Origin of the sequence: Flavobacterium sp. 38-13 (assembly GCF_001899155.1) — a bacterium.
Taxonomy (GTDB): domain Bacteria; phylum Bacteroidota; class Bacteroidia; order Flavobacteriales; family Flavobacteriaceae; genus Flavobacterium; species Flavobacterium lindanitolerans.
Genome location: NZ_MKVG01000016.1, coordinates 291,143 through 317,114 on the forward strand (window position 1 = coordinate 291,143; position 25,972 = coordinate 317,114).

Consider the following 25,972-nt stretch of genomic DNA (forward strand, 5'->3'; position numbering starts at 1 on the left):
TACGCAAATCCCAAAAGCAGGAAAATCTTAGCAAAATATTATGTTTTGGATGGGATGTGTTTGTTTGTAAATCGCTATTTTTGATTTACTCATAGCTTACCAATGGATACTATTTTCGATGCCTTAAAAAAGAAAGGTTACAAAAAAATCAAGTTAAAAATCTCAAAAACAAACCATCTCGTCATTAAGGCTAAAATTAATGGTGTGAGCGGTAGTTTTATATTAGACACCGGCGCATCCAACAGTTGTGTTGGCTTTGGAGATATTGAACATTTCAACCTGTTCGCAGAAGAATCTTCCACAAAAGCAGCCGGAGCCGGAGCTGTAGGTATGGAAACCCAAATGTCGACAAACAACACGCTCCAATTGGGACGTTGGAAAACCGATGATTTTTCATTGGTTATTTTTAATATGTCGCACGTTAATCTGGCACTGGAGCAATATAAGGCGAAACCTGTCCACGGCATTATTGGCGCAGATATTTTAATGAAAGGCAAGGGTATTATTGACTATAACGGAGAATATTTTTATTTGAAACAATAAAAAAAGACATAAAAAAATCCCATTCTTTCGAACGGGATTTTTTATTTATTCCAAAGCCTGAAATTATAGTTCCAAAGCTTTTTTAGGATTGTTATCCATCAATAATTCTACCGGATTCTCCAAACCTTCTTTTACTGCAACCAGGAAACCAACTGACTCACGTCCGTCAATAATTCTGTGGTCATAAGAAAGCGCTACATACATCATTGGGTGGATTTCCACTTTCCCATTTACGGCAATCGGACGCTCGATAATGTTGTGCATTCCTAAGATACCGGATTGTGGAGGGTTGATGATTGGTGTTGAAAGCATACTTCCAAAAACACCTCCGTTAGAAATTGTAAAAGTTCCTCCGGTCATATCGTCTACAGTAATTTGTCCGTCGCGAGCTCTTATAGCCAATCTCTTGATTTCAGACTCAATTCCGCGGAAAGACAAATTTTCAGCATTTCTAACCACAGGAACCATCAATCCTTTTGGTCCGGAAACCGCTACTGAAATATCACAGAAATCGTATGAAATTTTTTCTTGTCCGTCAATCATTGAGTTTACATCCGGATAAAGCTGCAATGCTCTTGTCACTGCTTTAGTAAAGAAAGACATATAACCTAAGCTTAATCCGCCGTGTTTTGCCTTAAAGGCATCTTTGTATTCATTACGAACCAAGTTGATTGGCGTCATGTTTACTTCGTTGAAAGTCGTAAGCATTGCCGTTTCGTTTTTGGCTGCAACCAAACGCTCTGCTACTTTTCTGCGAAGCATTGATAATTTTGTTCTTTCAGAACCGCGGTTTCCTCCTGTTGGAGTTCCCATAGAAGCTTTTGCGTTTACCGCATCGTCTTTAGTGATTCTACCACCTTTTCCGGTTCCAGTAACAGATGATGCTTCAATATTTTTCTCATCCAGGATTTTTCTCGCAGCCGGTGAAGGAGTTCCTGTAGCATACGTTTTTTCTGCAGCAGGTGCTGGTTTTACTTCTGCTTTAGGCTCTTCTTTTTTAACTTCTGCTTTTGGAGCTTCCTCTTTTTTCTCTTCTTTTGCCGGAGCACTTCCTTCAGGCTTAGCAGCGCTTGTATCAATCAGGCAAACTACCTGGCCCACAGCTACAGCATCACCTTCTTCTGCTTTTAGCGTGATAATTCCGCTAGCTTCAGCCGGCAATTCCAAAGTTGCTTTATCTGAATCTACTTCAGCAATCGCTTGATCTTTTTCTACGTAATCTCCGTCTTTTACTAACCAAGTTGCGATTTCAACTTCGGTGATTGATTCCCCAGGTGAAGGAACTTTCATTTCTAAAATCATCTGTATATAATTTTATGGTGTTGTTATTTGTATACTACTTATTATTTCAAAATTACGTTTTTTAGCCTGATTGGCATCAAAATCTTAATTAGCTGAAAAGATTTTTATCAAAAACCATTGCTATTGCAGCCGCATGACGCTTTTTAGAACGAGCATAGCTTCCTGCAGCAGGCGCGCTGTACGCTTTCAAAGAAGCCACTCTGAATTTCACTAAATCAAAATTCATCAGCATATATCCGTAAGCTCCCATATTTTTAGGCTCTTCCTGTGCCCAAACATAGTCGTCAACATTTGGATATTTTTCAATAATCGCTTTCAACTGCTCAACCGGTAAAGGGAAAAGCTGTTCGATTCTTACAAAAGCAACATCTTTTCTTCCATTTGCTTCTCTTTCTGCTACCAAATCATAATAGAATTTTCCAGTACAGAATACTAAAGTTTTGATGTCTTTAGCATTTGCATTCGGATCGTCTAAAACTTCCTGGAAACTTCCATTTGCAAATTCATCTACAGAAGAAACTACTGCCGGATGACGCAATAAACTTTTTGGAGTAAATACAATCAATGGCTTTCTGTAGGACGTTTTCATCTGTCTTCTTAACAAGTGGAAAAAATTTGCTGGAGTTGTACAGTCCGCCACAAACATATTGTGGTTTGCACAAAGCTGCAGGTATCTTTCCATTCTTGCTGAAGAGTGTTCTGCTCCCTGACCTTCATAACCATGAGGCAGTAGCATTACAAGTCCGTTTTGGTTGTTCCATTTGTCTTCTGCAGCAGAAATATACTGGTCAATCATGATTTGAGCACCGTTAGAGAAATCCCCAAACTGGGCTTCCCAAATCGTTAATGTTTTTGGACTTGCCAAAGCATATCCGTAATCAAAACCAACTACACCATATTCAGACAAAAGCGAATTGTAGATATGGAATTTTCCCTTTTGGTCTTTCAAATGCTGCAATAAGATTACTTCTTCTTCAGAATCTTCCACTTTCACAACAGCATGACGGTGAGAGAATGTTCCTCTTTCTACATCCTGTCCTGAAATACGAACATCATAACCTTCTGTCATCAAAGAACCGTAAGCCAATAATTCAGCCATTGCCCAATCCAGCTTATCCGTTTCAAACATGACTTTTCTGTCATTGATTAGCTTCTGGATTTTGCTGATAAATTTCTTATCACTTGGCAATGTTGTAATTGTCTGTGCAATTTCTCCCAATTTTTCCTTTGAGAAAGTCGTGTCAACTTTCTGAAGCATTTCTTTTTCATCTGCCTGAACAAAACCATTCCATTCGTTTTGCATAAACGGAGTAATAATAGTCAGGTCTTTTTTACGCGATGCTTCCAGATTTTCATCCAACATCGCCTTGTATTCTTTTTCTAATTTGCCTACATATTTATCATCAATCACACCTTCTGCCATTAATCTTTCAGCATAGATGTCTCTTGGGTTCTGATGTTTGGCAATAATCTTATATAATTTTGGCTGGGTAAAACGAGGCTCGTCACCTTCATTGTGCCCGTATTTTCTATATCCTAGCAGGTCGATAAAAACATCGCTTCCAAACTGCATTCTGTAATCCAGAGCAAAAAGCATGGCATGAACCACTGCTTCCGCATCATCCCCATTGACGTGTAAAACCGGTGAAAGCGTCACTTTTGCAATATCAGTACAGTAGGTAGAAGAACGGGCATCAAGATAGTTTGTCGTAAATCCAACCTGGTTGTTGATTACCAGGTGAATTGTTCCTCCTGTCTTATATCCGTCCAATTGTGCCATCTGAACGATTTCATAAACAATTCCCTGTCCTGCAACAGCCGCATCTCCATGAAGTGCAATTGGTAATACTTTTGAGAAATCATCCGGGAAATAGCGATCTTGTTTTGCTCTTGTGATTCCTTCAATTACAGCTCCAACCGTTTCCAGGTGTGAAGGGTTTGGTGCTAAATTGATGTTGATACTTTTGCCTGATTTTGTCTTTTTATCAGCAGTCAATCCTAAGTGGTATTTTACGTCACCATCGAAAAGAGCGTCATCATCATAATCCTTACCATCAAATTCAGAGAAAATATCCTGTGTGTTTTTTCCAAAAACGTTTGCCAAAACATTTAAACGGCCTCTGTGTGCCATTCCCATAACAAACTGCTCTACTCCTTTTTCTGCCGCCGCTTCAATTAAAGCATCAAGAGCCGGGATTAATGTTTCACCTCCTTCAAGTGAGAAACGTTTCTGACCTACATATTTGGTATGAAGGAAGTTCTCGAAAGAAACTGCCTCATTTAATTTATTAAGAATGTTTTTCTTCTGGTCATCTGAAAATCTTGGATGGTTGTCATTGTATCCGATTCTGTCCTGAATCCATTGGATTACTTCCGGCTTACGGATATACATGTATTCCACACCAATGTGCTGGCAGTAGATTTTATCTAAGTGACCGATGATTTCCTGTAAAGAACAAGGAGCAATTTTGATGGCTTTTGCCGCATCAAAAACAGTATTCAAATCAGACTGTGAAAGTCCGAAGTTTTCAAGATCCAGATTCGGGCTGAAAATTCTTCTTTCTCTTACCGGATTGGTTTTCGTAAATAAGTGACCGCGCGTTCTGTAGGCATCGATCAGCTTCAGCACATTAAATTCTTTTTGTAGTTTTTCTGAAATCTGGCTTACATCAACATTACCTGATGTCGCATAATTGGCAAGTTGTTGTGCCGGAGCCTCATATTCTTCATTATATGTCTGCATTCCGAAATCAAAGCCCTGGAAGAAACTTCTCCAGCTTGGCTCTACGCTATCCGGATTTTCAAGATATTCATCATATAATTGAGCAAAAAATTCAGTATGTGCCGCGTTTAAAAAGGAAAACCTATCCATAATTTAATTGAATGTCCTAATTTGTTAAAAATATTTTTGCAAAAGTACGACAATTAGAACAATCTAATAAATATTTCATACTTTTATGTCTTAAACTTAACTTAAAATTTGGCCATGAAAATACTTAATCTAAACCATATAACAAAAACCTTGATGGCAGTTATTTTCCTGGCTGTTTCATCAAATGCTACTGCACAGCAAAATACGAACAATGATTTCCAAAGCAGGATACGTTTTGGAGGCGGATTAGGTCTTGGTTTCGGGTCAGGATACACAAATCTTTCCGTGGCTCCAAGCGCAATATATGACTTCAATCCCTATTTTTCTGCCGGTTTGGCATTGCAGGTAAGTTATGTAAGAGATAAAGACTTTTATGAATCCTATATCTACGGTCCCAGCCTTATCCTACTGACAAATCCGATTCCCGAAATTCAACTTTCTGCAGAATTGGAACAATTAAGAGTCAACCTGGACTATGACGATAAAGTTGGGGGCGGTTCTGACAATTTTTGGAGTACGGCACTTTTTCTGGGAGCCGGTTACAGAATGGACAACATTACTGTTGGTGCCCGATATAATGTTTTACATGACAGCGACAAGAATGTTTATAATGATGCTTTGATGCCTTTTGTGAGGGTTTATTTTTAAGGTGCTAAGACACTAAGATACTGAGGTGCTAAGTTTGTATGTTTTTTAAGTTGCTAAGGGATAAGGTTCTGAGGTGCTAAGGTTGTGTATCTTATGTTTAAAAGAAAACGTTATTAAAGGTAGGTTTTGTATTTCCTTTTTGTGAATTAGCTTCTAAAAATTCTGTAGCTAAAATTCGAAATCAAATTAATCCAAAATCATCTGGCTATAAGAGAACTAAAGACCTTAAAACCTTAGTACCTCAGCAACTCAGAAACTTTCTAAAGTCTATTTCGAAACCAAACTTTCTGCCATTCCCTTTTGAGAATAAGAAAAGTAATCTGTTCGGAAAGCTCTACCAAATCAGAGCCGTCTAATTTTTTGACCTCAACTTCAGGAACATCAATAATATAAAGCAGGTTCAGGTATTCTGCAAATTTATGCTGAATTAGCCTGTACACTTTTTCATGCAGTTGGATTTTCAACTCAACCGGCTTTGTACTCAATGGAAAATCAATCGGTTCGTTTGCAAAATTAAAGTCCTTGTTGACTTGTTCCAGTAATTTCAAATACAGGTTTTCTTTCTCGGCTTCAGAAAGTAAATCATCTGTATTTATGGGTGCAATAAAATTCATACTATTTTTTATAACCCTTTCAGGGTTTGAAACCCTGAAAGGGTGAGATATTAAACTTTTCGGCTCATCAAATTTTCCCCAAAAGCTTTCAATACTGCTTTCTTATCCTGAGCAATATTTAATTTCTCCAAGGTTTCAAAAGCCTTAAACGTATATTCCTTAATCGCTTCCTGAGTGGCTTGTGAGGCACCGGTATGATTAAAAATTTCTTTTACAGAATTTATCTTTTCAGAATTGTCTGTTGGCTGTATCGAATACAGGTGCAGCAGCTGTTCTTTTACTTCCGGTGTTGCAAATTGGAGCGTCTTCAAATAAAGATACGTTTTTTTATTTTCAATTATATCTCCTCCAACCTGTTTTCCAAAAGTTTCCGGATCTCCAAAAGCGTCAAGATAATCATCCTGCAACTGGAAAGCGATACCAAGATTTAATCCGAAATTATAAATCGCTTCGCAGTTTTCAATAGAAGTTTCAGCGATAATCGCTCCCATTTTCATGGCAGCTCCAACCAGTACGGCTGTCTTGTATTCAATCATTTTCAGATATTCCGGAATAGTAACATCGTCACGATTTTCAAAATCCACATCCCATTGCTGCCCTTCGCATACTTCAAGCGCTGTTTTGCTAAAAATCTTTGCTAATGCCTGAAAAATTACCGGCTCATACTGCTCAAAATACTGGTAGGCTAAAATCAGCATCGCATCACCGGAAAGAATACCGGTATTGATATTCCATTTTTCATGAACCGTCTCTTTGCCCCGACGAAGCGGCGCATCATCTATTATATCGTCATGAACGAGAGAGAAATTATGGAATACTTCAACCGCAAAAGCTGCAGGCAAAGCTTTCTTATACTCCAAATCAAAAATCTCTGCGACCATCAATGTCAATACAGGACGAATTCTTTTTCCTCCTAATGACAATATATACTGTATTGGTTCGTATAGCGATTTTGGTTCACCAACAATCTTCCGGCTCTCCAAATAATCTATAAAGCCATCCTGATATTCACTAATAGAATGCATAAAAAAAATTTTGGCTAAAGTAAGTTATTCTTTATACCTCAACAAACTTTCGAAGTTCTAAAATTCACAGAGCGCGAAAACGTTTTTTGTTAAAGAAAAGTTAAATACAATTTGACAAATTTGTCAAAATAAATTATTTAATAATTTTGTTTAACAAAAATGTTAAACACTATGTACATTAAAAACAAAGATGAAGCTACTGAGGAATTGATTAAAAAAACTGCCAAGAAATTATTTTTTGGTGAAGGAAAATTTAATGCAACTACCCAGGAAATAGCTGATGCCGCGGGAGTTAACAGAACCTTGATAAATTATTATTTCCGTTCCAGAGATAAATTATTTGAAATAGTTTTTGCCGATGCTCAGGAAAAAGAGCAACAAAGAACAGAATCTATTGTTTTTTCAGAATTGCCATTTAAAGCCAAAATTGAAGAATTTATTGATGATTCTTTTGTAATGGCGAAAGAATATCCCTACATGGAAATTTATCTGGTAACACAATTTAACCAGGGATGCTATTTTAAGGATGAAGAAGGAATGGAACGCATGCTTAAAAAATTCTACGAAGAATTGGTTGTAGAAATGGAAAAGGGAACCATCGAAAAAATGGAACCTATACAGTTTATAATTAATATGGTTTCCCTGATCTCCTTTCCTATTTCTATGCGTCCGCTTTTCCAAAAAACCATGCGCCTGACCGATGAAGAATATGAAAAAATTCTGGACGACAGAAAAGAAATTATAATGAATACCTTATTTAAGGAACAATCAAAATCAATCAATAATAAATAATTTAAATCAAATGAAGAGTATGAACAGACTCGCTATCCTGCTGATCGGATTCATTTTTTCGCAAGGCATTCAGGCACAGACCCGAAAGCTGACGCTAAAAGATGCTATCCAATATGCCTTGGAAAATAAAGCAGATGCTAAAAAGGCCAAGCTTAAAGTAGAGAACAGCGAATACCAAATCCAGGAAGTACGTTCCAGAGCTTTGCCACAGATTAGTGCTCACGGAAATGTGACCTACAATCCAATTTTACAGTTAAATGCCTTGCCGGGTGACTTTTTCGGACAGCCGGGCACTACCATCTTAGCTCCTTTAGGACAAAAGTGGAGTTCTGTAGGAGGTGTTTCATTAACGCAAAACATTTTTGACCAGGCCGTATTTACCGGTTTGAAAGCAGCCAGAACGACCCGTGAGTTTTATCAAATCAATCAGCAGCTTACAGAAGAACAGGTAATCGAAAGAGTTGCCAACAATTATTATCAGGTTTTTGTACAAAGACAGAAACTTACCGTAATTGACAGCAACTATGTGAATACCTCAAAAGTCAGAGAAATTATCAAAGGCCAGTATGACAACGGGCTTGCAAAGAAAATTGATTTGGACCGTATTACTGTAAAATTGCACAATATCAATACGCAACGCCAGCAGTTAATCAATGAGGTGCAATTACAGGAAAACTCTTTGAAGTTTTATATGGGTATGCCAATTGAAACGCAAATCGAGATTCCGCAGACAGAATTTGAGGTTACGCCTCATGCGCTTTCAGAACAGCCTGATTCGACTCAAAGAACGGAATATGCCTTACTGAAAAAACAGGAGCAGCTTTTGGACTACCAAAAAAAATCTATTGTTGCTGAGTATTATCCCACTTTAGCTATTTCCGGAAGTTATAACTATATTGGACAGGGACCTAAATTGCCTTTGGGAGCAAAGTCTTCAGAAGGTGTTTACTGGTCAGACTATTCCATCATAGGCTTAGACCTGAAAATTCCAATCTTTACCGGATTTGGAACAAGAGCGAGAGTCCGCCAGGCTGATATTGAGTTGAAACAGGTTAAAGAAGATATGCAGGAAACAAAACTTTCTCTTGATTTGGCCTATGAAAATTCAAAAACGCAAATCAACAACAGTATTATCACGATAAACAACCAGAAAGAAAATGTGAGACTGGCTGAAGAAGTCCTAAGCGACACCAAAAACAATTATTATAATGGATTAGCTTCATTGACAGATCTACTTGATGCTGAGAACTCTTTGGTAGAAGCACAGAACAATTACAACTCTGCTTTATTGGATTATAAGCTGGCCGAAGTTCAGCTTATCAAAGCTAAAGGAGAACTAAAAACTTTAATCAATTAAAAATCAATCATACAAAAGATGAAAAAATTAATATATATAGGTATTGGAATAGGCGTCCTTGGACTGTTTGGTTTCATTTTAATGAATAATAAAAAGAAAAACGAAGCCGAAACGGCTATCGTTTCAGAGAAAAATACCACAGTTGCTGTACGAACTGCATCTGTAAAAACTGAAGCTATCAACTCGGACTTCGTGGCAAATGGTAATTTTATTCCATCACAGGAATTAAAATTTTCTGCTGAAAATTCCGGAAGAGTTATCAAAGTTTTAGTAGAAGAAGGAAGCCAGGTTCGAATTGGACAAACATTGGCTATCATAAAAGGCGACCAGCTTTCTATTGATGTACAGAATGCCAATGCTGCCTACCAAAATGCTTTAACAGACAGCAAGCGTTATGAAAATGCTTTTAAAACAGGTGGTGTTACACAACAGCAATTAGACCAGGCAAAACTGGCGCTTGTCAATGCTAAAGCAAAATTAGACCAGGCTAAAATTACTTATGGTGATGCAACAATCAAATCTTCCATTAACGGAATCGTAAACAAGAAAAGCATCGAACCGGGTTCTGTAGTAGCACCAGGAACAGAATTGTTTGAATTGGTCAACGTTTCAAAGCTAAAATTGAAAGTAGCCGTGAGCGAAAACCAAATTCCTGAACTAAAAGTAGGTTCTGTCGTTAAAGTAAAGGCAAGTGTATTTCCTGATAAGGAATTCTCCGGAAAAATTACTTTCATTGCTCCAAAAGCAGACGAATCATTAAACTTCCCTGTAGAAATTGAAATTGCAAACAATCCTGACAATGAAATCAAGGCAGGAATGTACGGAACAGCGGAATTTACATCAAAAGCGACACAGCAAAAACCGCTTAAAGTAATTCCTAGAAATGCTTTTGTAGGAAGTGTTAGCAGTAATCAGGTATTTGTTGTAGAGAACAATGTTGCAAAACTGAAAAAGATAGTTGCCGGAAGAGTTTTCGGAGAAAAAGTAGAGGTTCTTGACGGCTTAAACGATGGGGAAATTGTTGTCATAAGCGGACAAATCAACCTGACTGACGGAACAAAAGTAAATCCAATAAAATAGTTGACAGTTTAGTTCATAGTCGATAATTGATAGTGGATAGTTAATAGTGAATAGTTGACAAAAAAGTGACTTTTGACTTTACAACTTTCGACTTTACAACTTTTAACTTCCTCTCTTTTGACTTTATGACCTTTGACTCTAAACCTCAAGACTTTAAACTTATAAAATGAAAATAGCAGAAATATCAATCAAACGACCAACCCTTGTGATTGTGTTGTTTATCATTCTAACGCTCGGCGGTCTGTTTAGCTACAGCCAGTTGAGCTATGAATTGATCCCGAAGTTTGAAATAAACGTGGTTACAATTTCTACTGTATATCCGGGAGCCTCTCCTGGGGAAGTAGAGAATACGGTAACCAAAAAAATCGAAGACGCCGTTTCCTCTCTGGAAAACGTAAAGAAAGTAGAATCGAAATCTATCGAGAGTTTATCCATCGTTATGGTAACTTTGGAACCGGAAGCCGATGCAGATTATTCTCTTAACGATGCCCAAAGAAAAATCAATGCCATCGAAAAGGATTTACCGGAAGATGTTGACCCGCCTTCCCTGACCAAATTCTCTTTGAGCGACTTGCCGGTAATTACTATCGGGGCAACCGCAAAAATGGACGAAGTGGCATTTTATGATTTGTTAGACAAGAAAATCCAGCCTATACTTTCGCGTGTAAAAGGTGTGGCTCAAGTTAACCTTGTTGGTGGTGAAGAAAGAGAAATTCAGGTAAGTCTTGACCAAAACAAATTAAAAGGTTACGGAATCTCTGTTCCGCAGGTACAGCAAATGATATTGTCTTCCAACCTTGACTTCCCAACCGGAAACATCCAGACAAGAGAAACTACCATGTTGGTCCGTCTTGCCGGAAAATACAAGAATGTAGAAGAAATGAGGAATTTAGTAATTTCCTCTAAAAACGGAATCCAAATACGCCTTGGCGATGTAGCCGATGTTCAGGATTCACAGAAAGAAGTTGAGAAAATTGCGCGTGTCAATTCCAACAATGCAATTGTATTACAGGTTATCAAACAGACCGATGCAAATGCCGTAACGGTGAGTGAGGAGATTTATGCTGCTATTGCTAAAATTGAAAAAGATTATGAAAAGCAAGAATTAAAACTTAAAGTAGCCAACGATACTTCAGAATTTACACTGGCTGCGGCTGATTCGGTAATCCATGACTTGTTCCTGGCCGTATTCCTGGTAGCATTCGTAATGCTTTTCTTCCTGCACAGTATCAGAAACGCCTTTATTGTAATGGTCTCCATTCCGGCTTCCCTGATTGCTACGTTTATCGGGATTTATATGATGGGCTATACCCTGAACTTAATGAGCTTACTCGGACTTTCATTGGTGGTTGGTATTCTTGTGGATGACGCGATTGTGGTATTGGAAAACATTTACCGCCACATGGAAATGGGTAAAAACAAAGTACGTGCCGCCTTTGACGGAACTGCAGAAATCGGATTTACCGTAACCGCAATTACATTGGTTATCGTGGTTGTATTCTTGCCTATCGCTATGAGTACAGGTCTGGTTGCTAACATTATTACACAATTCTGTGTTACCGTTATTATTGCTACGTTGCTATCCTTACTGTCATCATTTACTATTGTACCGTGGCTTTCCTCACGATATGGAAAACTGGAGCATATTACGGACAGAACTTTCTTTGGAAGAATTATTCTTGCATTTGAAAGAGGACTTGATAAGTTTACGCATAAGGTAACTGATATTTTGAAATGGTCTTTGAAATATAAGAAAACAACCTTAGGGATTGTTGCCGCAGTCTTTCTTCTTTCAACCTTTGGCTTACTTGGTGGTGGTTTCATTGGAGGAGAATTCTTCCCGAAAATTGACCGTGGGCAGTTCCTTGTACAAATCGAACTTCCAAAAGATGCTTCTATCGAGCAGTCCAACTTTATTGCCCAAAAAGCAGAAGATTATCTAAGGCATAAAAAAGAAATTGAAGAAATCGTAACCACTGTAGGACAAACCAGCGAAGGTTTTGGTGCGACACAGGCTACCGTTTACAAAGCAGAGATTGACGTGAAGCTGATTGATAAATCACTTCGTGAAGACGGAACGTATATCTATGCGGCTAAAATGAAACGTGAATTGGAAAAAATTCTCGTAGGTGCCAAAATTAAGACCGTACCTGTTAGTATCATGGGTGGTGCTGATGAAGCTCCTATATTCCTGACCGTTACCGGACCGGATTTAGAAAGTGCAACCGCCTTTGCCAAAAAAGCAGAAGCACAGCTGATGAAAATCAAGGGAGCTACAGAAATCAAACTTTCCGTAGAAGAAGGTAGCCCGGAAATTGCCGTTCAGGTTGACAGAGATAAGATGGCTGCTTTAGGTCTTACACTACAAACTGTTGGAACAACCATGCAGACTGCATTTAACGGAAACACAGATGCTAAGTTCCGTGCCGGAGAATATGAATACGACATCAATATCCGTTTTAATGAATACGACCGTTCGAATATTAATAACGTAAGCGACCTGGTATTCATTAACGATATGGGACAGCAAATCAAACTATCTCAATTTGCAAGCGTTAAAGAAAGTTCAGGACCAAGCTTACTGGAGCGTCGTGACAAGGCAACCGCCGTATCGATTAAAGCACAGACCATTGGTAGACCTTCCGGAGACGTTGCTGCAGAATGGGAAGCACAGTTTTCAAAACTGGAAAAACCAACAGGTGTAAGCTATGTTTGGGGTGGTGATATGGAAAACCAGGCAGAAGGTTTCGGTACGTTAGGAATCGCTTTATTAGCCGCTATTATTTTGGTTTACCTTGTAATGGTAGCTTTATATAACAGTTTCGTTTATCCGTTTGTGGTCTTGTTCTCGATACCATTATCGTTTATTGGAGCATTGATGGCGTTGGCACTGACCAACAACTCGCTTAATATCTTTACGATTTTAGGGGTAATCATGCTTATTGGTCTGGTTTGTAAAAACGCGATTCTTCTTGTCGACTTCGCAAACCACAGAAAAGCAGAAGGCGAAACGACATACATGGCACTGATTCAGGCGAACCATGCCCGACTTCGTCCTATCTTGATGACGACGATTGCGATGGTTTTCGGTATGGTGCCTATTGCATTGGCTTCAGGAGCTGCTGCCGAAATGAACAACGGTTTGGCCTGGGTAATTATTGGAGGATTGATTAGTTCATTATTCCTTACCTTGATTATTGTTCCTGTGGTATATGCTATTTTCGATAGCCTGATTGCAAGATTCAACAAAGGCAAAGAACCTGTGAAATATGAGGAATTGATGGTAGCCGATTACGAGCACAAAGAATTGAGTGACGACGGATTTACCGCAAAACACTCTTAAATAATCGTTCCAAAAACGAATTAACCTTGAAATTTCCCGGCTGAAAACCATCAGTCGGGATTTTTTTGCTCCTGCAAAAGCCTATTTTCTTGTCCGACCGGAATAAATCTCGGACACATTTTTTATATTGCAGTAAAATTTCATCCTATGAAAAAGATAATGGCACTTAGCCTTTTTGTTTTGATGCTTTCCTGCACTTCAGACAAAACCGAAACCGTAACGGTAAAAAACAAATATTCCGTAGAGCTGCCTTCCTTTCTTTCGGAAGCAAAAGGCCTGCATGACATGGCTTCATTACAATATCAAAATGTTTTCAAAGAGTTTTACATCGTAATCATAGATGAGCCTAAAGAGGAATTCGCCAATGCGGCAAAAGTTACAACTGAATTTACTCCTGATTTCAACGGTTATTATCAAATTTTAAGAGGAAGCCTGGAAGCGTCTATCAAAAATGGTGTTTTTACAGACACAAAAGACACTCAAATCAACGGACTAAAAGCCAAAACATTTACACTGACTGGAAAAGCTGATGAAATTCCTGTTTTTTATGATATCGCTTATGTCGAGGGAAATGACAGGTTTTACCAAATTGTAACCTGGACGATAGAAAGCAGCAAGGAAAAATTCAAAGAACCCATGGACAAAATTATTGCTTCTTTCAAGGAAATTGGTTCCGGAAAAAGCAGTAACAGAAGTCTAAAATAAGAACAAAAAAAATCCATTAGTATTTCTAATGGATTTTTCTTTGGAGATAATCAGATTTAATTTCTGTTTGCAAGAGCATCCTGCTTCCAGTTTTTAACTGCTGCAACTCTGCTGTCAGAATAATCAACTTCACTTAAATTATTATCTGTCCAAAAAAACCATTTCCCGGTCTTGGCACCGTTATTATATTCTCCTAAAGATTTTTTGTTTCCTGCCTCATCATAAGAAATCCATTTTCCGTGGACTTTCCCATCTTTATAGAATCCTTCCTGCATCACTTTTCCATTATCATAAAAATAGGTAGCCTTTACCATATTATCTACAACTTCATATTTATGATCCGCTTTTTGCGCAAAAACAACTCCAGAAACCAGCATCACTGCCATAATCAAACACTTTTTCATAATTCTGTCTTTTTTAGTTATTTACAATTCTCTAACAAATATAATTATTCCTTTACAATTAAAAAACTTTAACTTAACAATTTGGTAACATTGAATGAAAACTTAACATTGGAATCTTCGTAAGTCCTACAAACACTGGCATTCACAAAATCACCCAAAAAACACATCTATTGCTCAAAACAGAATAAAGAAGCAAAAACCTCAAAGAACATTGATTATTACCTATATAAATTTTATTTTTTACACTCTTTATAATTTGAAAAATCATAATTCATAATTGACAATTATCACTAAATTTGCCATCTAAAATTTTGATAATGTATAGAAGTCATAATTGTGGAGAATTAAATGCTTCACACATTAATACAGAAGTTACGCTTGCGGGTTGGGTTCAAAAAACACGTGATAAAGGTTTTATGATTTGGGTTGACCTGCGCGACCGCTATGGAATTACGCAATTGATTTTTGATTCAGAAAGAACCGATGCTGCCGTTTTTGAAATGGCCAAAACATTGGGCAGGGAATTTGTCATTCAGGTAAAAGGAACTGTTATTGAAAGAGAGTCAAAAAACAAAAACATGTCAACCGGCGATATTGAAATTTTAGTTTCAGAATTAAGCCTGCTGAATGCGGCATTGACTCCTCCATTTACAATTGAAGATGAAACCGACGGTGGTGAAGACATTAGAATGAAATACCGTTACCTGGATATCAGAAGAAATCCGGTAAAAAACAGCCTGCTTTTCCGTCACAAAGTGGCGATGGAAGTCAGAAAATATCTTTCAGACCTGGATTTTTGTGAAGTTGAGACACCTTACCTTATCAAATCGACTCCGGAAGGAGCCAGAGATTTTGTCGTACCGTCAAGAATGAACGAAGGACAGTTTTATGCCTTGCCTCAATCCCCTCAGACTTTCAAACAATTGTTGATGGTTGGAGGTATGGACAAATATTTCCAAATCGTGAAATGTTTCCGTGATGAGGATTTAAGAGCCGACAGACAGCCAGAATTTACACAGATTGACTGTGAAATGGCTTTTGTAGAGCAGGAAGATATTCTTAATGTTTTTGAAGGACTGACACGCCATCTGTTGAAAGAAATCAAGGGAATTGAAGTGGATAAATTTCCAAGGATTACTTATGATTATGCCATGAAAACCTATGGTAATGACAAACCGGATATCCGTTTCGGAATGGAATTTGGCGAATTGAACGAAGTGTCACAACATAAAGAATTTGCCGTTTTTAAAAATGCCGAACTTGTAGTAGGAATTGCGGCTCCTGGCTGTGCTTCATATACCAGAAAAGAAATCGACAACCTGATTGATTGGGTTAAACGACCACAAATAGGCGCTACCGGAATGGTATATGCCAAATATGAATTGGATGGAAGTATCAAGTCGTCTGTTGATAAATTCTACGATCAGGATGATTTGCAAAACTGGGCAAAAGCCACCGGAGCAAAACCAGGCGATTTGATTCTGGTTCTTTCCGGCCCTGCAAACAAGACAAGAACTCAATTGAGTGCCTTAAGAATGGAGTTGGCAACCCGTTTGGGATTGAGAAATCCTGAAGTTTTTGCTCCACTTTGGGTAGTAGATTTCCCTTTGTTGGAGTTTGACGAAGAAAGCGGCAGATACCACGCGATGCACCACCCGTTTACGTCTCCAAAACCGGAAGATATTGCCTTACTTGAAACCGAGCCGGGCAACGTAAGAGCCAATGCTTATGATATGGTCTTGAACGGAAATGAAATTGGAGGTGGTTCTATCAGAATCCATGATAAGGCAACACAGCAGCTAATGTTCAAATACCTTGGCTTTACTGAAGAAGAAGCCCGAAACCAATTTGGCTTTTTGATGGATGCTTTCCAGTTTGGAGCACCGCCACACGGAGGACTAGCTTTTGGATTAGACCGATTGGTTGCCATTTTAGGAGGACAGGAAACCATACGCGACTTTATCGCTTTCCCTAAAAACAATTCGGGACGTGACGTGATGATTGATGCTCCTTCTGCCATTGACGACAAGCAATTGGAAGAACTTCATATCCGACTTAAATAATAAAAGCCCCGAAATCGGGGCTTTTTTATGCTGCTAATTATTTAAATCTTTATTGAGCTCATTTAAAAAGTATGACGGATAAATACCCGTAGAAGCAAAAAAGGCCTTTGAAAAGTGTTGCGGTGTGCTAAATCCGGCTTCATCTGCCAGGGCCTTAATAGTATAGTTTCGGTATCTGGACTGGCTTTTCAAAAGTTCGACTATATAATCAATACGCAAATCATTCAGATAGGTATTATAATTTTTGTTCCGGTAATGATTGATAACCTTGGAAAGATAGTTAGCGTTTGTATTGAACGTTGATGCCAGATTCACAAGAGTGAGGTCTTTTTCTAAAAACTTTTTACGGCTTTCAAATTTCTCCAATTCTTTTACTATACCGGCAACAACATCAGGATTGATATCGAGTCCTTTCTTTTCTGCTTCTTCTTTTTCAACAGCTATAGCCTGGGACTCTTCTTTTTCTGCCCCCATCAGCTCTTCAAACTTCTGGCGGTAAAGTTTTTGGTTACTATAATAACGATAGAAAAAATACAGTGTCAAAAAGAAAAAAACAGCCAGTGAAAAATACAATAATAAAGTAGTCTTCTCCTTTCCAGCCAGTTGTTTTTCAATTTCCTGTTTGGCCTGACGGAGTGCTTTGGTGTCATATTCCTTATGAATTTTCCCGGACATATATTTAAAATTCGCATTGAGCACGCTGTCTGCCTTCATCAGCCTGTTGATATAATAAAGCTGATTTTTCACATCTCCCTTTTCTTTATAATAGCCAACTAACAGTTCATAATTTTCCCTCAAATCAGGACGTATGTAATTTTTTTCGGCAAAGGCACGATCTACTTTTTTAAAATAAGGCAGTGCTTTTTGCTGTTGTCCCTGGTCCCAATAGCATTTTCCTATGTAAAAATAACCGACAGCTTCATTGGCAAAATCATTATTTTTTATAATTGCCGGCAATACCTGTTGTATATCATGGATTGCTTTTGGATAGTTTTTTTTAAAGTATTGGTTGATTCCTTCAGAATGGATGATATAATTCTGTGTCAGTTCCACATTCAGGCGTTTGGCTTCCTTTAAGGCAAATTCATTGGTTTCTGTACTTAAATCATATTTTCCGAGCCGATTGTAAACCAATCCTAAAGAATGGAGAGAATTCAGATAGCCTCGTTGGTAATCATATTCGTTACTCTTTTTGAAAAAATCAACACATTCCTTCAGCAAAGCAAGAGCCTCATCATTAAATCCCAAATGAATCTTGATTCCGGCTATATGATACTTGAGCTCGTATTTGAGATAATCATCATCAGAAGTAGAAATATAGTCACTGGCTTTCAGGTAGAAATTCAAAGCCTGAACATAATCTTTGATAGAATAATAAAAATTCCCTTTCGAAATGTAAGCCGATCCGATAACAGGAGCATTATTGGTCATTTTTGCAGAAGCAACTATACTATCCGCATATATTGGTTTCAGACTGTCTGATACAAAAAAGATAGTATTGGAATAGGCATTGACTATTTCATTCAGATTATTTTCCTTTTTGGCTTTTGATAAATAGGAATCCAGATAAAACAGCGCCTTTATAGTATCTTCTTCATAAAGGTCAATTCTATTATTAAGGTAGTCATAGGATTTATCTTCTAGGGAATCTGGTAGAGAAAATCCTCTTTGTTGTGAAAAAACAGGAATTGATAGCATCAAAAAAAGTATCGGGAAGATACCAAACTTATTTTCCATAAGAAATTTCTGCGGTTTTTTGATGTGCATAATATATTCAAATATGTAAAGAGTTATAAATGTAGCATAAAAAAATATATAAAACAGTAAAAATCTCCTGTTTTTAATTTCTGCAATGGCTTCCTAGAAGCGATGATTTATTTTTTTAAAGAAATTAAAACAATTAATTGATAATCAGTATTTTAAATCAAATAAAACGCGCTACGAATTCGCGAATTCGTAGCGCGTTTTTCGCGAATTCGTATCATATACGCTTGCAAACGGAAAATTCACAAGATAGCTTTGTCAACGTAATCCTGAAGCAATTTTTGAAAACGGATTAAAAAAAATCGAAGGTTCAATGTCCGAATAAAAATGAACCCGAGAGTAAAATAGTAACAACAAACCTAACACTCCCAATCACATGAAAAAGCTATTATCATTATCCCTGTTTTTATCACTTACATTTTTGTCATGCTCTACAGATGAGGATATCGAAATGAATGGAACAGAATCCGGTACATCTGCTATCAATCATAAAAAGGAAAATCCGCACAGCTGGAGTCCACAAAATACTGCGAATTCTTATGACAACGCCGGGATTTTATACCGCCAGATCCTTGAAGAGTATTACACCAATACCCCTACTAATACCACTCCTTCACAAATCATATTTGATATTGAATCTATTGCCAATAATTTTTCAGAGTTCGACCCAATGAAAAACAATAACTATTCTCCAATTGCTTACAATAATATTAATTGGATTTTAAGCACTGACGAAAGTTATCACACGGCAATCAGCAATAACAACAATCTATCTGTTACTGCTAAAAATCAATTAGAGAATCTTGCTGCTGCCCTAACACAAATGATAGATAGTGAAGCGACAGCAAAAAGCATCCACGATTACATTGTCGGTTTTGAAGTTCTCATATCGTCCAACACTGTTTTAACAGCTAATGATAAAAAGGCAATCCTTACTTCCAGCTCAATCGCCAGACATGCCAATTACCTGCGTAAAAAAGGAAGGAGATGGGATATCCACCATGGAATAACCGGTTCAATTTACGGCAGTAATGAAAATATGGCAAAAGCCATCACAACAGCAGCCAGTATAAATGCTATTGCGAATACCATCAATGAATAACCTGAAAGTTAAGTTGTTTAAGTAAATAAAGTTCAACCAAAACCAACCAAAATGACCATGAAAAATATCAGAGACCATCCCAGCATTTCCTAATTTGGAAAAACCGAAGGACATGTTTGGGTCCTAAAAAAATCAAACAAAAAAAATTAATCAACCATGGCAAACCGCTTTCCTAATCAACTATAGCGGAAATGCCCTCTAAATTTTAAATATCATGAAAAAATTAGTTTTAACATCGCTTACATGTTTATCATTAACATTATTCTCTTTCACAAAATCTACTGAAGCCGGAGTTCAAAGAATTGGACGTGATCTATATGACGTAACTCGTGATACACGCTTTAGCAGTGAAGATCAAACTGTAATCAACAAAACTTTGCAAACAAAATACAACATTTCTGATGTTGAATTGAAAAGAGCTATGGCCAACGGAGGCATGGCGCTTCAGGCACAAGCTGGTAAAGCAATCTTGAACGAAACGTGGTTAAACATTGCTTTAGTTCACAAAAACTTTGTGGTTTGGGATAATGCAAGATTAAGTGACGCAGAAATGGCTGAATTCACTTCTCTATCCAGAAGAATCGCGGCTTATGCCGGAAACTAGTATTCCTGTATTAATTAATGCACTATCTGGTTTCTCCGGATAGTGCATTTTAAACTTTATTATTATGATCAAGAAGCTATTAAACAACCGGATGAAAATATTTTTCTTTTTCCATCTTTTCACTTTGGTGATTACAGGCGTGGTTTCAACCAACCATATCTACTATGTCTACCACCAAAAGGAATCAGATAATTTTATTTCAAAAATTCAGAAATTCCAACAAAACAGCTATTGCCAATATTACTACCGATATACGGCTACAGAAACAGGTTTTGGCTTTTTTGCTCCTAATGTCAAAAGTATGGGATTATTCATGTTTGATTATTGTGACAAGGGTATTGATATAAAATTCCTTACCAATGAAGGAAATTCGAGATATACTACTTTAATTTCGAATATGACAGACCATTTAGATAATACTGCCAAAAAGAAAAAAGCAAATAAGATGACCAAACGGGATTTGCTACTTGATCAATATGGCGAATTATTGATTAAAAATGTTGCTGCCAAATACCAGTCCAAGATACGGGTCCATAATCCTGGCTGTGACGAAGTAACCTTAAAATACTTTTTAGTTGAATATCCGTCATTGGCAACAAAAAGCAAAGATCTGGCTAAAAAATACGGACCAATATTAATCAATGTTAAAAATTGGAATTATGAAATTCTTCAATAACTCTGTTTCAGAAATAGAATGGAATTCTTTTTTTAGAATTTCCATCGCGCTCTACTGCCTTTTGAATCTTTTTTCCTTTTGGGCAGATATTCCCAATATTTTATTGGAAAATGCTTTTATCAAGCCTGAAGTTATTGATCTTGTCTTTGATGGCTACAGCCCCACTCTTGTTGATCTCCATCACTATCTTACAAACTTAGGCATTACATTGGCATTTGACGATTTCGTATATCTCGTAATATATATCTATATTTTCATGCTTGGCTTATTGCTTTTGGGTGCTTTTACCAGAGTTGCCGCTATTGCGTCCTTCATTCTACAGATAATCATTCTAAAATCAATGAACTATTATCTGTATGGTGCAGATTATTTCGCTTCTATGGCTCTTTTTTATTGCATTATTTTTCCAAAAGGGAAATTCTCGCTGGATTATATGATTAAGGAATTCCAAATAAATCAATCGTCTTTAAAATGGTCATTGTTATTGCTTCAGGCCCATTTATGTGTCATTTATTTCTTTTCCGGCTTGGACAAAGGGCTGGGAATAAACTGGTATAATGGAGAATCTGTCTGGAGAGCTGTTTCCGGTCATAATTATAACGGGCTAATCAGTCTTGCAGACTACGATCTACCTAATTTTATCTATATCAGTATTGGAATATTGACTTTGATAACGGAAACATTTTATCCGGTTTTCATCAACTATTCCAAAACCCGAAAACTTTGGCTGACACTTACTATTTCAATGCACGTATCCATTATCCTTTTTATGGGTCTATACTTTTTCGGAACCTTGATGATTATACTGAATGTTGCGGCATATTATATTCCTTACCTTAAAAAAGACAATAGTAATGCAAGTTCTGAATATGAAAAAGATTTAGAAAACCAACTGGCTTATGAAAAATAAGATTCTAATACTGTTTGTCCTTTTTACCTGTGCAGGTTTTTCTCAAAGCAAGCTCCTTAAAATAATTGGGCCTTATAAAGACTCTATTAAAGATTTTGGAATGGTTGCCTTAGTTGAAAGCAAAGACAAGGTATATATAGAGAATATCGGTTTTGAAAAAAATGCTCCCAGTCCCAACGATCAGCTTTTTTGTATTGGAAGTACCAGTAAATTATACATTTCATGTTTGATTTTACAGCTAATCGAAGAAAAAAAGCTTTCACTTGATGACCCTCTGTCAAAATTCAACATCATCAGGAAAAACGAAAATATATCCGCAAACATTACCATAAAGAACCTTTTGTCACATAGCAGTGGCATTCAGGATTATCTCACAGCCACTACGTTTAATTCCTCTTTTTTACAACCTTATGAGGACTTTAGCAGAACCGCTTTTTACAAGCTAATCAATTCTAAGTCATTTGCTCCCAATGAAAAGAATGAATATTCCAACAGCAATTATTTTATCCTGAAGGAAATCATAGAAGAAATCGAAGACAAAGCTTTGCATTATGTAGTGGAAGAACGCATTATCAAACCTTTGAAACTTGAGCATACGAAAACATATTATTCAAAAAACATTCCCGGTTTGGCTTCTTCTTATGCCAGCGGAATGAATCTTGATGATTTCCCCAAACTTGGAATTAATAATTTCTCAGATGGTGTCGGAAATTTTGTTACAACAGCCAAAGAATTGAATATTTTCATTCGCGCCTTGTTTTTTTCAAATCGCCTGATAAACTCTCAAAGTGCCAAAATACTGACAACAATTGTACAGCTACAAGGAACAACAAAAAATAAATATTTCGGAATCGGGACACTAAAATTTAAAAACGACCAGTATAACCTATTTGGATATGCAGGAAGAACAATCAGCTATTCAAGTGCCGCCTATGTGGATACTGATTCAAAACAGAGCTATATATTATTGTTAAACAGTGCAGAATTTTCAAAAGATGCTGCAGATAAAATAATAGTACAAATGATTAAAGATTTCAAGTAATAGCCCCGACTTCACTACATCATCAATCAATTATGAAGTTAACTACCAAAATACCATTAATTTTTATCATCGTCATCAACCTGATCAATCTCTTTTTTATCATCGAATTATCAAACTATGACGAAATGATAAGCTATGTAAAGAATGAAGGAGAAAAAATTACCAGTCCGAGAAAAACGGTAATAGTCCTCCTTTTTACCGCCCTGATTAACCTGCTTTTTGTATGTATCGTTTTTATGAGGAGCCTGATCTTTTCACACAAAACAAAATCGAGATGATTAACCCAAGGCCATGAATTTATTGTTCTGGGCCTAATTAAAAACAACAATAAGATGAAAAAAATTCTATACCTCCCCGCCCTGCTTTTTTCCGGAATATCGCTGGCCCAAAGCGGATCTTCACCTGGCATTTCAATTGATGACAATGGTTTGGGAAAACAATTTCCGGACTGCCTTTTAAGTGGCTCTATATGCAAATTGTTTCCAACCAACCAGGACCCGAAAAGTTCAAATGCCAATGCTTATAAAACCGGGGAAAGTTCGTTCTGCATAGGAATTAAAAAAACAGCTATGACAGAAGATAAGCAAGTTGCCCTTTTAGGCAAAGCATTAAAAAATGTAAATCCTGGCGATGCCATAACCTTCAGGATTCCTGCTTCCTATACTGTTGAACATGATTTTTTAAAGGCTATCAACCTCAGTACAGCAAAAGATATTGTTGCTGCAGGAAGTTATCCTGTAGAAATCAACTCCGAGTATGTCCTTATTAAATTGACACTTTCAGGAAACTAAAAAATTACTATCATGATACGATCAGTCTTATGGGTTGCCTTCCTTTTTTTCGCTACGGCTTCTTCCGCATCCGTTAATGGATCCGATCCCGAGTTTAATGCTATCTTCAAGGAAATGCAAAAAGAATTGAAAAAAATAAATGCCTATTATGCGCCTAAAATTCGCGAAAAAGAGCTGCGTATTCAGGACATTTCGGCTAAAATTTATGACACAAAAGAAACTGCATCGAAAATCGATTTTTTAATCCAGAAGGATTTGCTGAAAGAGGAAATCTTATCTCTTAAAAAAGAAGAAATGCAGGATCTGTCCAAAATCAGATATTTGAAAGGACTGCAGATTATCCGTCTTTTATATGAAAAAGTTTTAAGCCTTGACCATCACTTTGCATCAGTGCGAACATTCTCTGAAATCAACAAGATTTCGAACCCGAATCAATATCCGGAATATGAAAAACTAAAAGAAATTGTAAAAACCAGGAAAGATAGAAAGGCCGGTTTTGACCTCACTTCAATACTCGGAACCAACACCATCGTATCTGTAGTACAGACTTTCTCAAATCTGATGGTTTCCTCACTTTCGAAAGATGAAAAGGACAAGGAAATTGCAAATATCGAGTGCATTCTGGATTTTACGCTCAGAATGCAAAATGAGCTCAATACGATTTATTTTGAAACGGCTTTTCTTCAGAAAAGCAATGAAAAGATTCGAACCGACATTGAGACCCTGTTCAAAGAATATACAAAGCCTATAGGATATGCCAATACGCTGGAAAGCTGCAGGACATCAGATGATTGGGAAAGCGTAAAGCAGAAAACAAACGATTATCTTGCCAATCTGAAAACACAACAGGGACCCCAATTGTATTCATCGCAGGTTAACATCATCTTTCCAATTGACAGGCTCCTGCAATTCATAACGCAATACAACAGTTTTATTGATCAGGGAGGCAAATTTTATGAAAAGTTCAAAATCATTCTTAACAGTTATGAGAATGAAAAACAATGCGAAACAAAGCTTCCCCTGGAGTACAAAAAATTAAAAGACGATATTGATGTTGCCATAAGCAAATTCAACATGGCTTATCGCCCTGTAGAGGTAAACGGATCAAAAATGAAAGAGATTCTTTATGGAATTAATGAGTTTGAATAATTCTTAAAATTTTAGATTATCTTTATCATAAATAATCAAAAAAATGAGGTATTTCGCTTAAAAATTGAAAATCAAATGGTTGAATTTTAGGAAAAATCACAAAAAGATTTTTTAATCAATAATTTTTTTTCAATTTATTAACATAAAATTATACTTCGTATCATATTAAATACTACATTTGTTCATTATTAATTATTTTTATTATTACAATGCGTACAGGTACAGTTAAATTTTTTAATGAATCCAAAGGATATGGATTCATTGTAGACGAAGAAACAGGAAAAGACATTTTCGTTCATGCTTCAGGAATCAAAGCGGAAGAACTTCGCGAGGGAGATAGAGTATCTTACGAAGAAGAAGAAGGAAGAAAAGGTAAAGTTGCTGCACAGGTTGCAGTACTTCAAAACTAATATATAGCATACTATTTTTAGTTTCCTAAAAGTTAAACCGCTCCATAAATGGAGCGGTTTTTTTATACTCCGGATTTAACATAAAATTAAATTTTTTTCATTTTTTTAATAGTAAAAATGAATTTTTCATTTTTTTTGATTTAAACATTTAAAAAACGAATAACTACCCCAGACATTACTAATTTATTATTTTTATTCATTCTAAATTAAAATTAAGGACAATACTATATAGTATTGAAATCCGTAGGCTGTGAATTCAATATTGGCTCGTATATTTGTAACTATTTTATAAAATAAATTCTTTATGAGTACGGATCAGACTAGTTATTTCCCTATATTAATGCAATTTTTACTTGCTACCGGGTTTGTGGTTATGACAATTATTGGCTCAAGTTTTTTAGGCCCGAGAAGGAAGTCGGTCAACAAAGACAAAAACTTTGAGTGCGGGATTGAATCTGTAGGGAACGCCCGTATCCCTTTTTCTGTAAAATATTTTTTGGTTGCCATCTTATTCGTGTTATTCGATGTCGAGGTTATTTTCATGTATCCCTGGGCAGTGAATTTTAAAGAAATGGGTTGGGCAGGATTAGGAAAAATGGCAATCTTTATGTTTCTTTTGGTAGTAGGTTTTTACTATGTAATGAAGAAAAAAGGATTAGAGTGGGAATAATTGATTTTTGATTTGGGAATTATGATTTAAGACTTTCCCAATTTATAAAAACAAAGAAACAGATTCTTGTTTCGGACTTCACAGAAATCTGAAATCAGCAATCTAA

General features: G+C 36.8%; 24 protein-coding genes. 18 read left to right on the forward strand and 6 right to left on the reverse strand.

Translation table 11 applies throughout. The annotated features are described in order from the left end of the window. The first annotated feature begins 102 nt into the window (after positions 1-102). Positions 103-543, forward strand: coding sequence for a retropepsin-like aspartic protease (locus BGO88_RS11835; RefSeq protein WP_101470825.1), 441 nt, complete (start codon positions 103-105; stop codon positions 541-543). 63 nt (positions 544-606) lie between these two features. Here BGO88_RS11835 and odhB read toward each other — a convergent pair whose 3' ends face one another. Both odhB and BGO88_RS11845 read right to left on the reverse strand, forming a co-directional pair. Continuing rightward, positions 607-1,845: a 2-oxoglutarate dehydrogenase complex dihydrolipoyllysine-residue succinyltransferase gene (gene odhB, locus BGO88_RS11840; RefSeq protein WP_056071796.1), complete on the reverse strand. Its 1,239-nt coding sequence runs from the start codon at positions 1,843-1,845 to the stop codon at positions 607-609. A gap of 88 nt (positions 1,846-1,933) precedes the next feature. Continuing rightward, the gene (locus BGO88_RS11845; RefSeq protein WP_286707008.1) at positions 1,934-4,717 is read right to left on the reverse strand and encodes a 2-oxoglutarate dehydrogenase E1 component; all 2,784 of its coding nucleotides are present in this window, start codon (positions 4,715-4,717) and stop codon (positions 1,934-1,936) included. Between the two features lie 114 nt (positions 4,718-4,831). Here BGO88_RS11845 and BGO88_RS11850 point away from each other — a divergent pair, with 114 nt between their 5' ends. Beyond that, entirely contained in the window at positions 4,832-5,365 is a 534-nt protein-coding gene (locus BGO88_RS11850; protein ID WP_056071791.1) for a hypothetical protein, read from the forward strand. Between the two features lie 260 nt (positions 5,366-5,625). Here BGO88_RS11850 and BGO88_RS11855 read toward each other — a convergent pair whose 3' ends face one another. After that, positions 5,626-5,979, reverse strand: coding sequence for a hypothetical protein (locus tag BGO88_RS11855; protein ID WP_056071788.1), 354 nt, complete (start codon positions 5,977-5,979; stop codon positions 5,626-5,628). A 50-nt stretch (positions 5,980-6,029) separates the two neighbouring features. Then, a complete protein-coding gene (locus tag BGO88_RS11860; RefSeq protein WP_286707009.1) occupies positions 6,030-7,004 on the reverse strand; it encodes a polyprenyl synthetase family protein in 975 nt (324 codons plus the stop codon). A gap of 171 nt (positions 7,005-7,175) precedes the next feature. Between BGO88_RS11860 and BGO88_RS11865 the strand changes: the two genes are divergently transcribed. From BGO88_RS11865 to BGO88_RS11885, 5 genes are all read left to right on the forward strand, one after another. Next, complete coding sequence (locus BGO88_RS11865; RefSeq protein WP_056071786.1) at positions 7,176-7,796, forward strand: TetR/AcrR family transcriptional regulator; 621 nt, start codon at positions 7,176-7,178, stop codon at positions 7,794-7,796. A 19-nt stretch (positions 7,797-7,815) separates the two neighbouring features. Continuing rightward, a complete protein-coding gene (locus BGO88_RS11870) occupies positions 7,816-9,153 on the forward strand; it encodes a TolC family protein (protein ID WP_502686509.1) in 1,338 nt (445 codons plus the stop codon). A gap of 18 nt (positions 9,154-9,171) precedes the next feature. Continuing rightward, positions 9,172-10,233: an efflux RND transporter periplasmic adaptor subunit gene (locus BGO88_RS11875; RefSeq protein ID WP_286707011.1), complete on the forward strand. Its 1,062-nt coding sequence runs from the start codon at positions 9,172-9,174 to the stop codon at positions 10,231-10,233. A gap of 166 nt (positions 10,234-10,399) precedes the next feature. Then, positions 10,400-13,576 carry an efflux RND transporter permease subunit gene (locus BGO88_RS11880; RefSeq protein WP_286707012.1) on the forward strand — a complete coding sequence of 1,059 codons (3,177 nt, stop codon included), beginning with the start codon at positions 10,400-10,402 and terminating at the stop codon, positions 13,574-13,576. Positions 13,577-13,723: 147 nt separating this feature from the next. After that, a complete protein-coding gene (locus BGO88_RS11885) occupies positions 13,724-14,281 on the forward strand; it encodes a hypothetical protein (protein ID WP_286707013.1) in 558 nt (185 codons plus the stop codon). 56 nt (positions 14,282-14,337) lie between these two features. On the opposite strand, the gene BGO88_RS11890 is transcribed toward BGO88_RS11885, so the two are convergent. Then, positions 14,338-14,685: a toxin-antitoxin system YwqK family antitoxin gene (locus BGO88_RS11890; RefSeq protein WP_101470833.1), complete on the reverse strand. Its 348-nt coding sequence runs from the start codon at positions 14,683-14,685 to the stop codon at positions 14,338-14,340. A gap of 317 nt (positions 14,686-15,002) precedes the next feature. Here BGO88_RS11890 and aspS point away from each other — a divergent pair, with 317 nt between their 5' ends. Continuing rightward, on the forward strand, positions 15,003-16,748 hold the full coding sequence (gene aspS / locus BGO88_RS11895) for an aspartate--tRNA ligase (RefSeq protein ID WP_286707014.1): 1,746 nt from the start codon (positions 15,003-15,005) through the stop codon (positions 16,746-16,748). Positions 16,749-16,781: 33 nt separating this feature from the next. Here aspS and BGO88_RS11900 read toward each other — a convergent pair whose 3' ends face one another. Continuing rightward, complete coding sequence (locus BGO88_RS11900; protein ID WP_286707015.1) at positions 16,782-18,485, reverse strand: AraC family transcriptional regulator; 1,704 nt, start codon at positions 18,483-18,485, stop codon at positions 16,782-16,784. Positions 18,486-18,888: 403 nt separating this feature from the next. Between BGO88_RS11900 and BGO88_RS11905 the strand changes: the two genes are divergently transcribed. From BGO88_RS11905 to BGO88_RS11950, 10 genes are all read left to right on the forward strand, one after another. Then, positions 18,889-19,614 carry a hypothetical protein gene (locus tag BGO88_RS11905; protein ID WP_286707016.1) on the forward strand — a complete coding sequence of 242 codons (726 nt, stop codon included), beginning with the start codon at positions 18,889-18,891 and terminating at the stop codon, positions 19,612-19,614. Positions 19,615-19,828: 214 nt separating this feature from the next. Then, the gene (locus BGO88_RS11910; protein WP_056071761.1) at positions 19,829-20,218 is read left to right on the forward strand and encodes a hypothetical protein; all 390 of its coding nucleotides are present in this window, start codon (positions 19,829-19,831) and stop codon (positions 20,216-20,218) included. Between the two features lie 64 nt (positions 20,219-20,282). Then, positions 20,283-20,894: a hypothetical protein gene (locus BGO88_RS11915; RefSeq protein WP_056071758.1), complete on the forward strand. Its 612-nt coding sequence runs from the start codon at positions 20,283-20,285 to the stop codon at positions 20,892-20,894. After that, entirely contained in the window at positions 20,878-21,804 is a 927-nt protein-coding gene (locus BGO88_RS11920) for an HTTM domain-containing protein (protein WP_286707017.1), read from the forward strand. The genes BGO88_RS11915 and BGO88_RS11920 overlap by 17 nt, the downstream gene beginning before the upstream one ends. After that, complete coding sequence (locus BGO88_RS11925) at positions 21,794-22,846, forward strand: serine hydrolase domain-containing protein (protein ID WP_286707018.1); 1,053 nt, start codon at positions 21,794-21,796, stop codon at positions 22,844-22,846. The genes BGO88_RS11920 and BGO88_RS11925 overlap by 11 nt, the downstream gene beginning before the upstream one ends. 32 nt (positions 22,847-22,878) lie before the next feature. Next, the gene (locus BGO88_RS11930; RefSeq protein WP_056071748.1) at positions 22,879-23,124 is read left to right on the forward strand and encodes a hypothetical protein; all 246 of its coding nucleotides are present in this window, start codon (positions 22,879-22,881) and stop codon (positions 23,122-23,124) included. A gap of 54 nt (positions 23,125-23,178) precedes the next feature. Further along, complete coding sequence (locus BGO88_RS11935) at positions 23,179-23,637, forward strand: hypothetical protein (protein ID WP_056071745.1); 459 nt, start codon at positions 23,179-23,181, stop codon at positions 23,635-23,637. A 12-nt stretch (positions 23,638-23,649) separates the two neighbouring features. Beyond that, the gene (locus BGO88_RS11940) at positions 23,650-24,786 is read left to right on the forward strand and encodes a hypothetical protein (RefSeq protein ID WP_286707019.1); all 1,137 of its coding nucleotides are present in this window, start codon (positions 23,650-23,652) and stop codon (positions 24,784-24,786) included. A 209-nt stretch (positions 24,787-24,995) separates the two neighbouring features. Further along, the gene (locus BGO88_RS11945; RefSeq protein WP_056071739.1) at positions 24,996-25,196 is read left to right on the forward strand and encodes a cold-shock protein; all 201 of its coding nucleotides are present in this window, start codon (positions 24,996-24,998) and stop codon (positions 25,194-25,196) included. Positions 25,197-25,500: 304 nt separating this feature from the next. After that, the gene (locus BGO88_RS11950; RefSeq protein WP_286707020.1) at positions 25,501-25,866 is read left to right on the forward strand and encodes an NADH-quinone oxidoreductase subunit A; all 366 of its coding nucleotides are present in this window, start codon (positions 25,501-25,503) and stop codon (positions 25,864-25,866) included. The last annotated feature ends 106 nt before the right edge of the window (positions 25,867-25,972 follow it).

Bases quoted from the DNA above. Each gene is read 5' to 3' on its own strand.
- BGO88_RS11845 (WP_286707008.1), bottom strand. From the start codon at position 4,717: ATGGATAGGTTTTCCTTTTTAAACGCGGCACATACTGAATTTTTTGCT.
- BGO88_RS11910 (WP_056071761.1), top strand. From the start codon at position 19,829: ATGAAAAAATTAGTTTTAACATCGCTTACATGTTTATCATTAACATTA.
- BGO88_RS11905 (WP_286707016.1), top strand. From the start codon at position 18,889: ATGAAAAAGCTATTATCATTATCCCTGTTTTTATCACTTACATTTTTG.
- BGO88_RS11940 (WP_286707019.1), top strand. From the start codon at position 23,650: ATGATACGATCAGTCTTATGGGTTGCCTTCCTTTTTTTCGCTACGGCT.
- BGO88_RS11835 (WP_101470825.1), top strand. From the start codon at position 103: ATGGATACTATTTTCGATGCCTTAAAAAAGAAAGGTTACAAAAAAATC.
- BGO88_RS11870 (WP_502686509.1), top strand. From the start codon at position 7,816: ATGAACAGACTCGCTATCCTGCTGATCGGATTCATTTTTTCGCAAGGC.
- odhB (WP_056071796.1), bottom strand. From the start codon at position 1,845: ATGATTTTAGAAATGAAAGTTCCTTCACCTGGGGAATCAATCACCGAA.
- BGO88_RS11935 (WP_056071745.1), top strand. From the start codon at position 23,179: ATGAAAAAAATTCTATACCTCCCCGCCCTGCTTTTTTCCGGAATATCG.
- BGO88_RS11925 (WP_286707018.1), top strand. From the start codon at position 21,794: ATGAAAAATAAGATTCTAATACTGTTTGTCCTTTTTACCTGTGCAGGT.
- BGO88_RS11875 (WP_286707011.1), top strand. From the start codon at position 9,172: ATGAAAAAATTAATATATATAGGTATTGGAATAGGCGTCCTTGGACTG.
- BGO88_RS11930 (WP_056071748.1), top strand. From the start codon at position 22,879: ATGAAGTTAACTACCAAAATACCATTAATTTTTATCATCGTCATCAAC.
- aspS (WP_286707014.1), top strand. From the start codon at position 15,003: ATGTATAGAAGTCATAATTGTGGAGAATTAAATGCTTCACACATTAAT.
- BGO88_RS11860 (WP_286707009.1), bottom strand. From the start codon at position 7,004: ATGCATTCTATTAGTGAATATCAGGATGGCTTTATAGATTATTTGGAG.
- BGO88_RS11855 (WP_056071788.1), bottom strand. From the start codon at position 5,979: ATGAATTTTATTGCACCCATAAATACAGATGATTTACTTTCTGAAGCC.
- BGO88_RS11945 (WP_056071739.1), top strand. From the start codon at position 24,996: ATGCGTACAGGTACAGTTAAATTTTTTAATGAATCCAAAGGATATGGA.
- BGO88_RS11900 (WP_286707015.1), bottom strand. From the start codon at position 18,485: ATGGAAAATAAGTTTGGTATCTTCCCGATACTTTTTTTGATGCTATCA.
- BGO88_RS11890 (WP_101470833.1), bottom strand. From the start codon at position 14,685: ATGAAAAAGTGTTTGATTATGGCAGTGATGCTGGTTTCTGGAGTTGTT.
- BGO88_RS11880 (WP_286707012.1), top strand. From the start codon at position 10,400: ATGAAAATAGCAGAAATATCAATCAAACGACCAACCCTTGTGATTGTG.
- BGO88_RS11850 (WP_056071791.1), top strand. From the start codon at position 4,832: ATGAAAATACTTAATCTAAACCATATAACAAAAACCTTGATGGCAGTT.
- BGO88_RS11885 (WP_286707013.1), top strand. From the start codon at position 13,724: ATGAAAAAGATAATGGCACTTAGCCTTTTTGTTTTGATGCTTTCCTGC.
- BGO88_RS11950 (WP_286707020.1), top strand. From the start codon at position 25,501: ATGAGTACGGATCAGACTAGTTATTTCCCTATATTAATGCAATTTTTA.
- BGO88_RS11920 (WP_286707017.1), top strand. From the start codon at position 20,878: ATGAAATTCTTCAATAACTCTGTTTCAGAAATAGAATGGAATTCTTTT.
- BGO88_RS11865 (WP_056071786.1), top strand. From the start codon at position 7,176: ATGTACATTAAAAACAAAGATGAAGCTACTGAGGAATTGATTAAAAAA.
- BGO88_RS11915 (WP_056071758.1), top strand. From the start codon at position 20,283: ATGATCAAGAAGCTATTAAACAACCGGATGAAAATATTTTTCTTTTTC.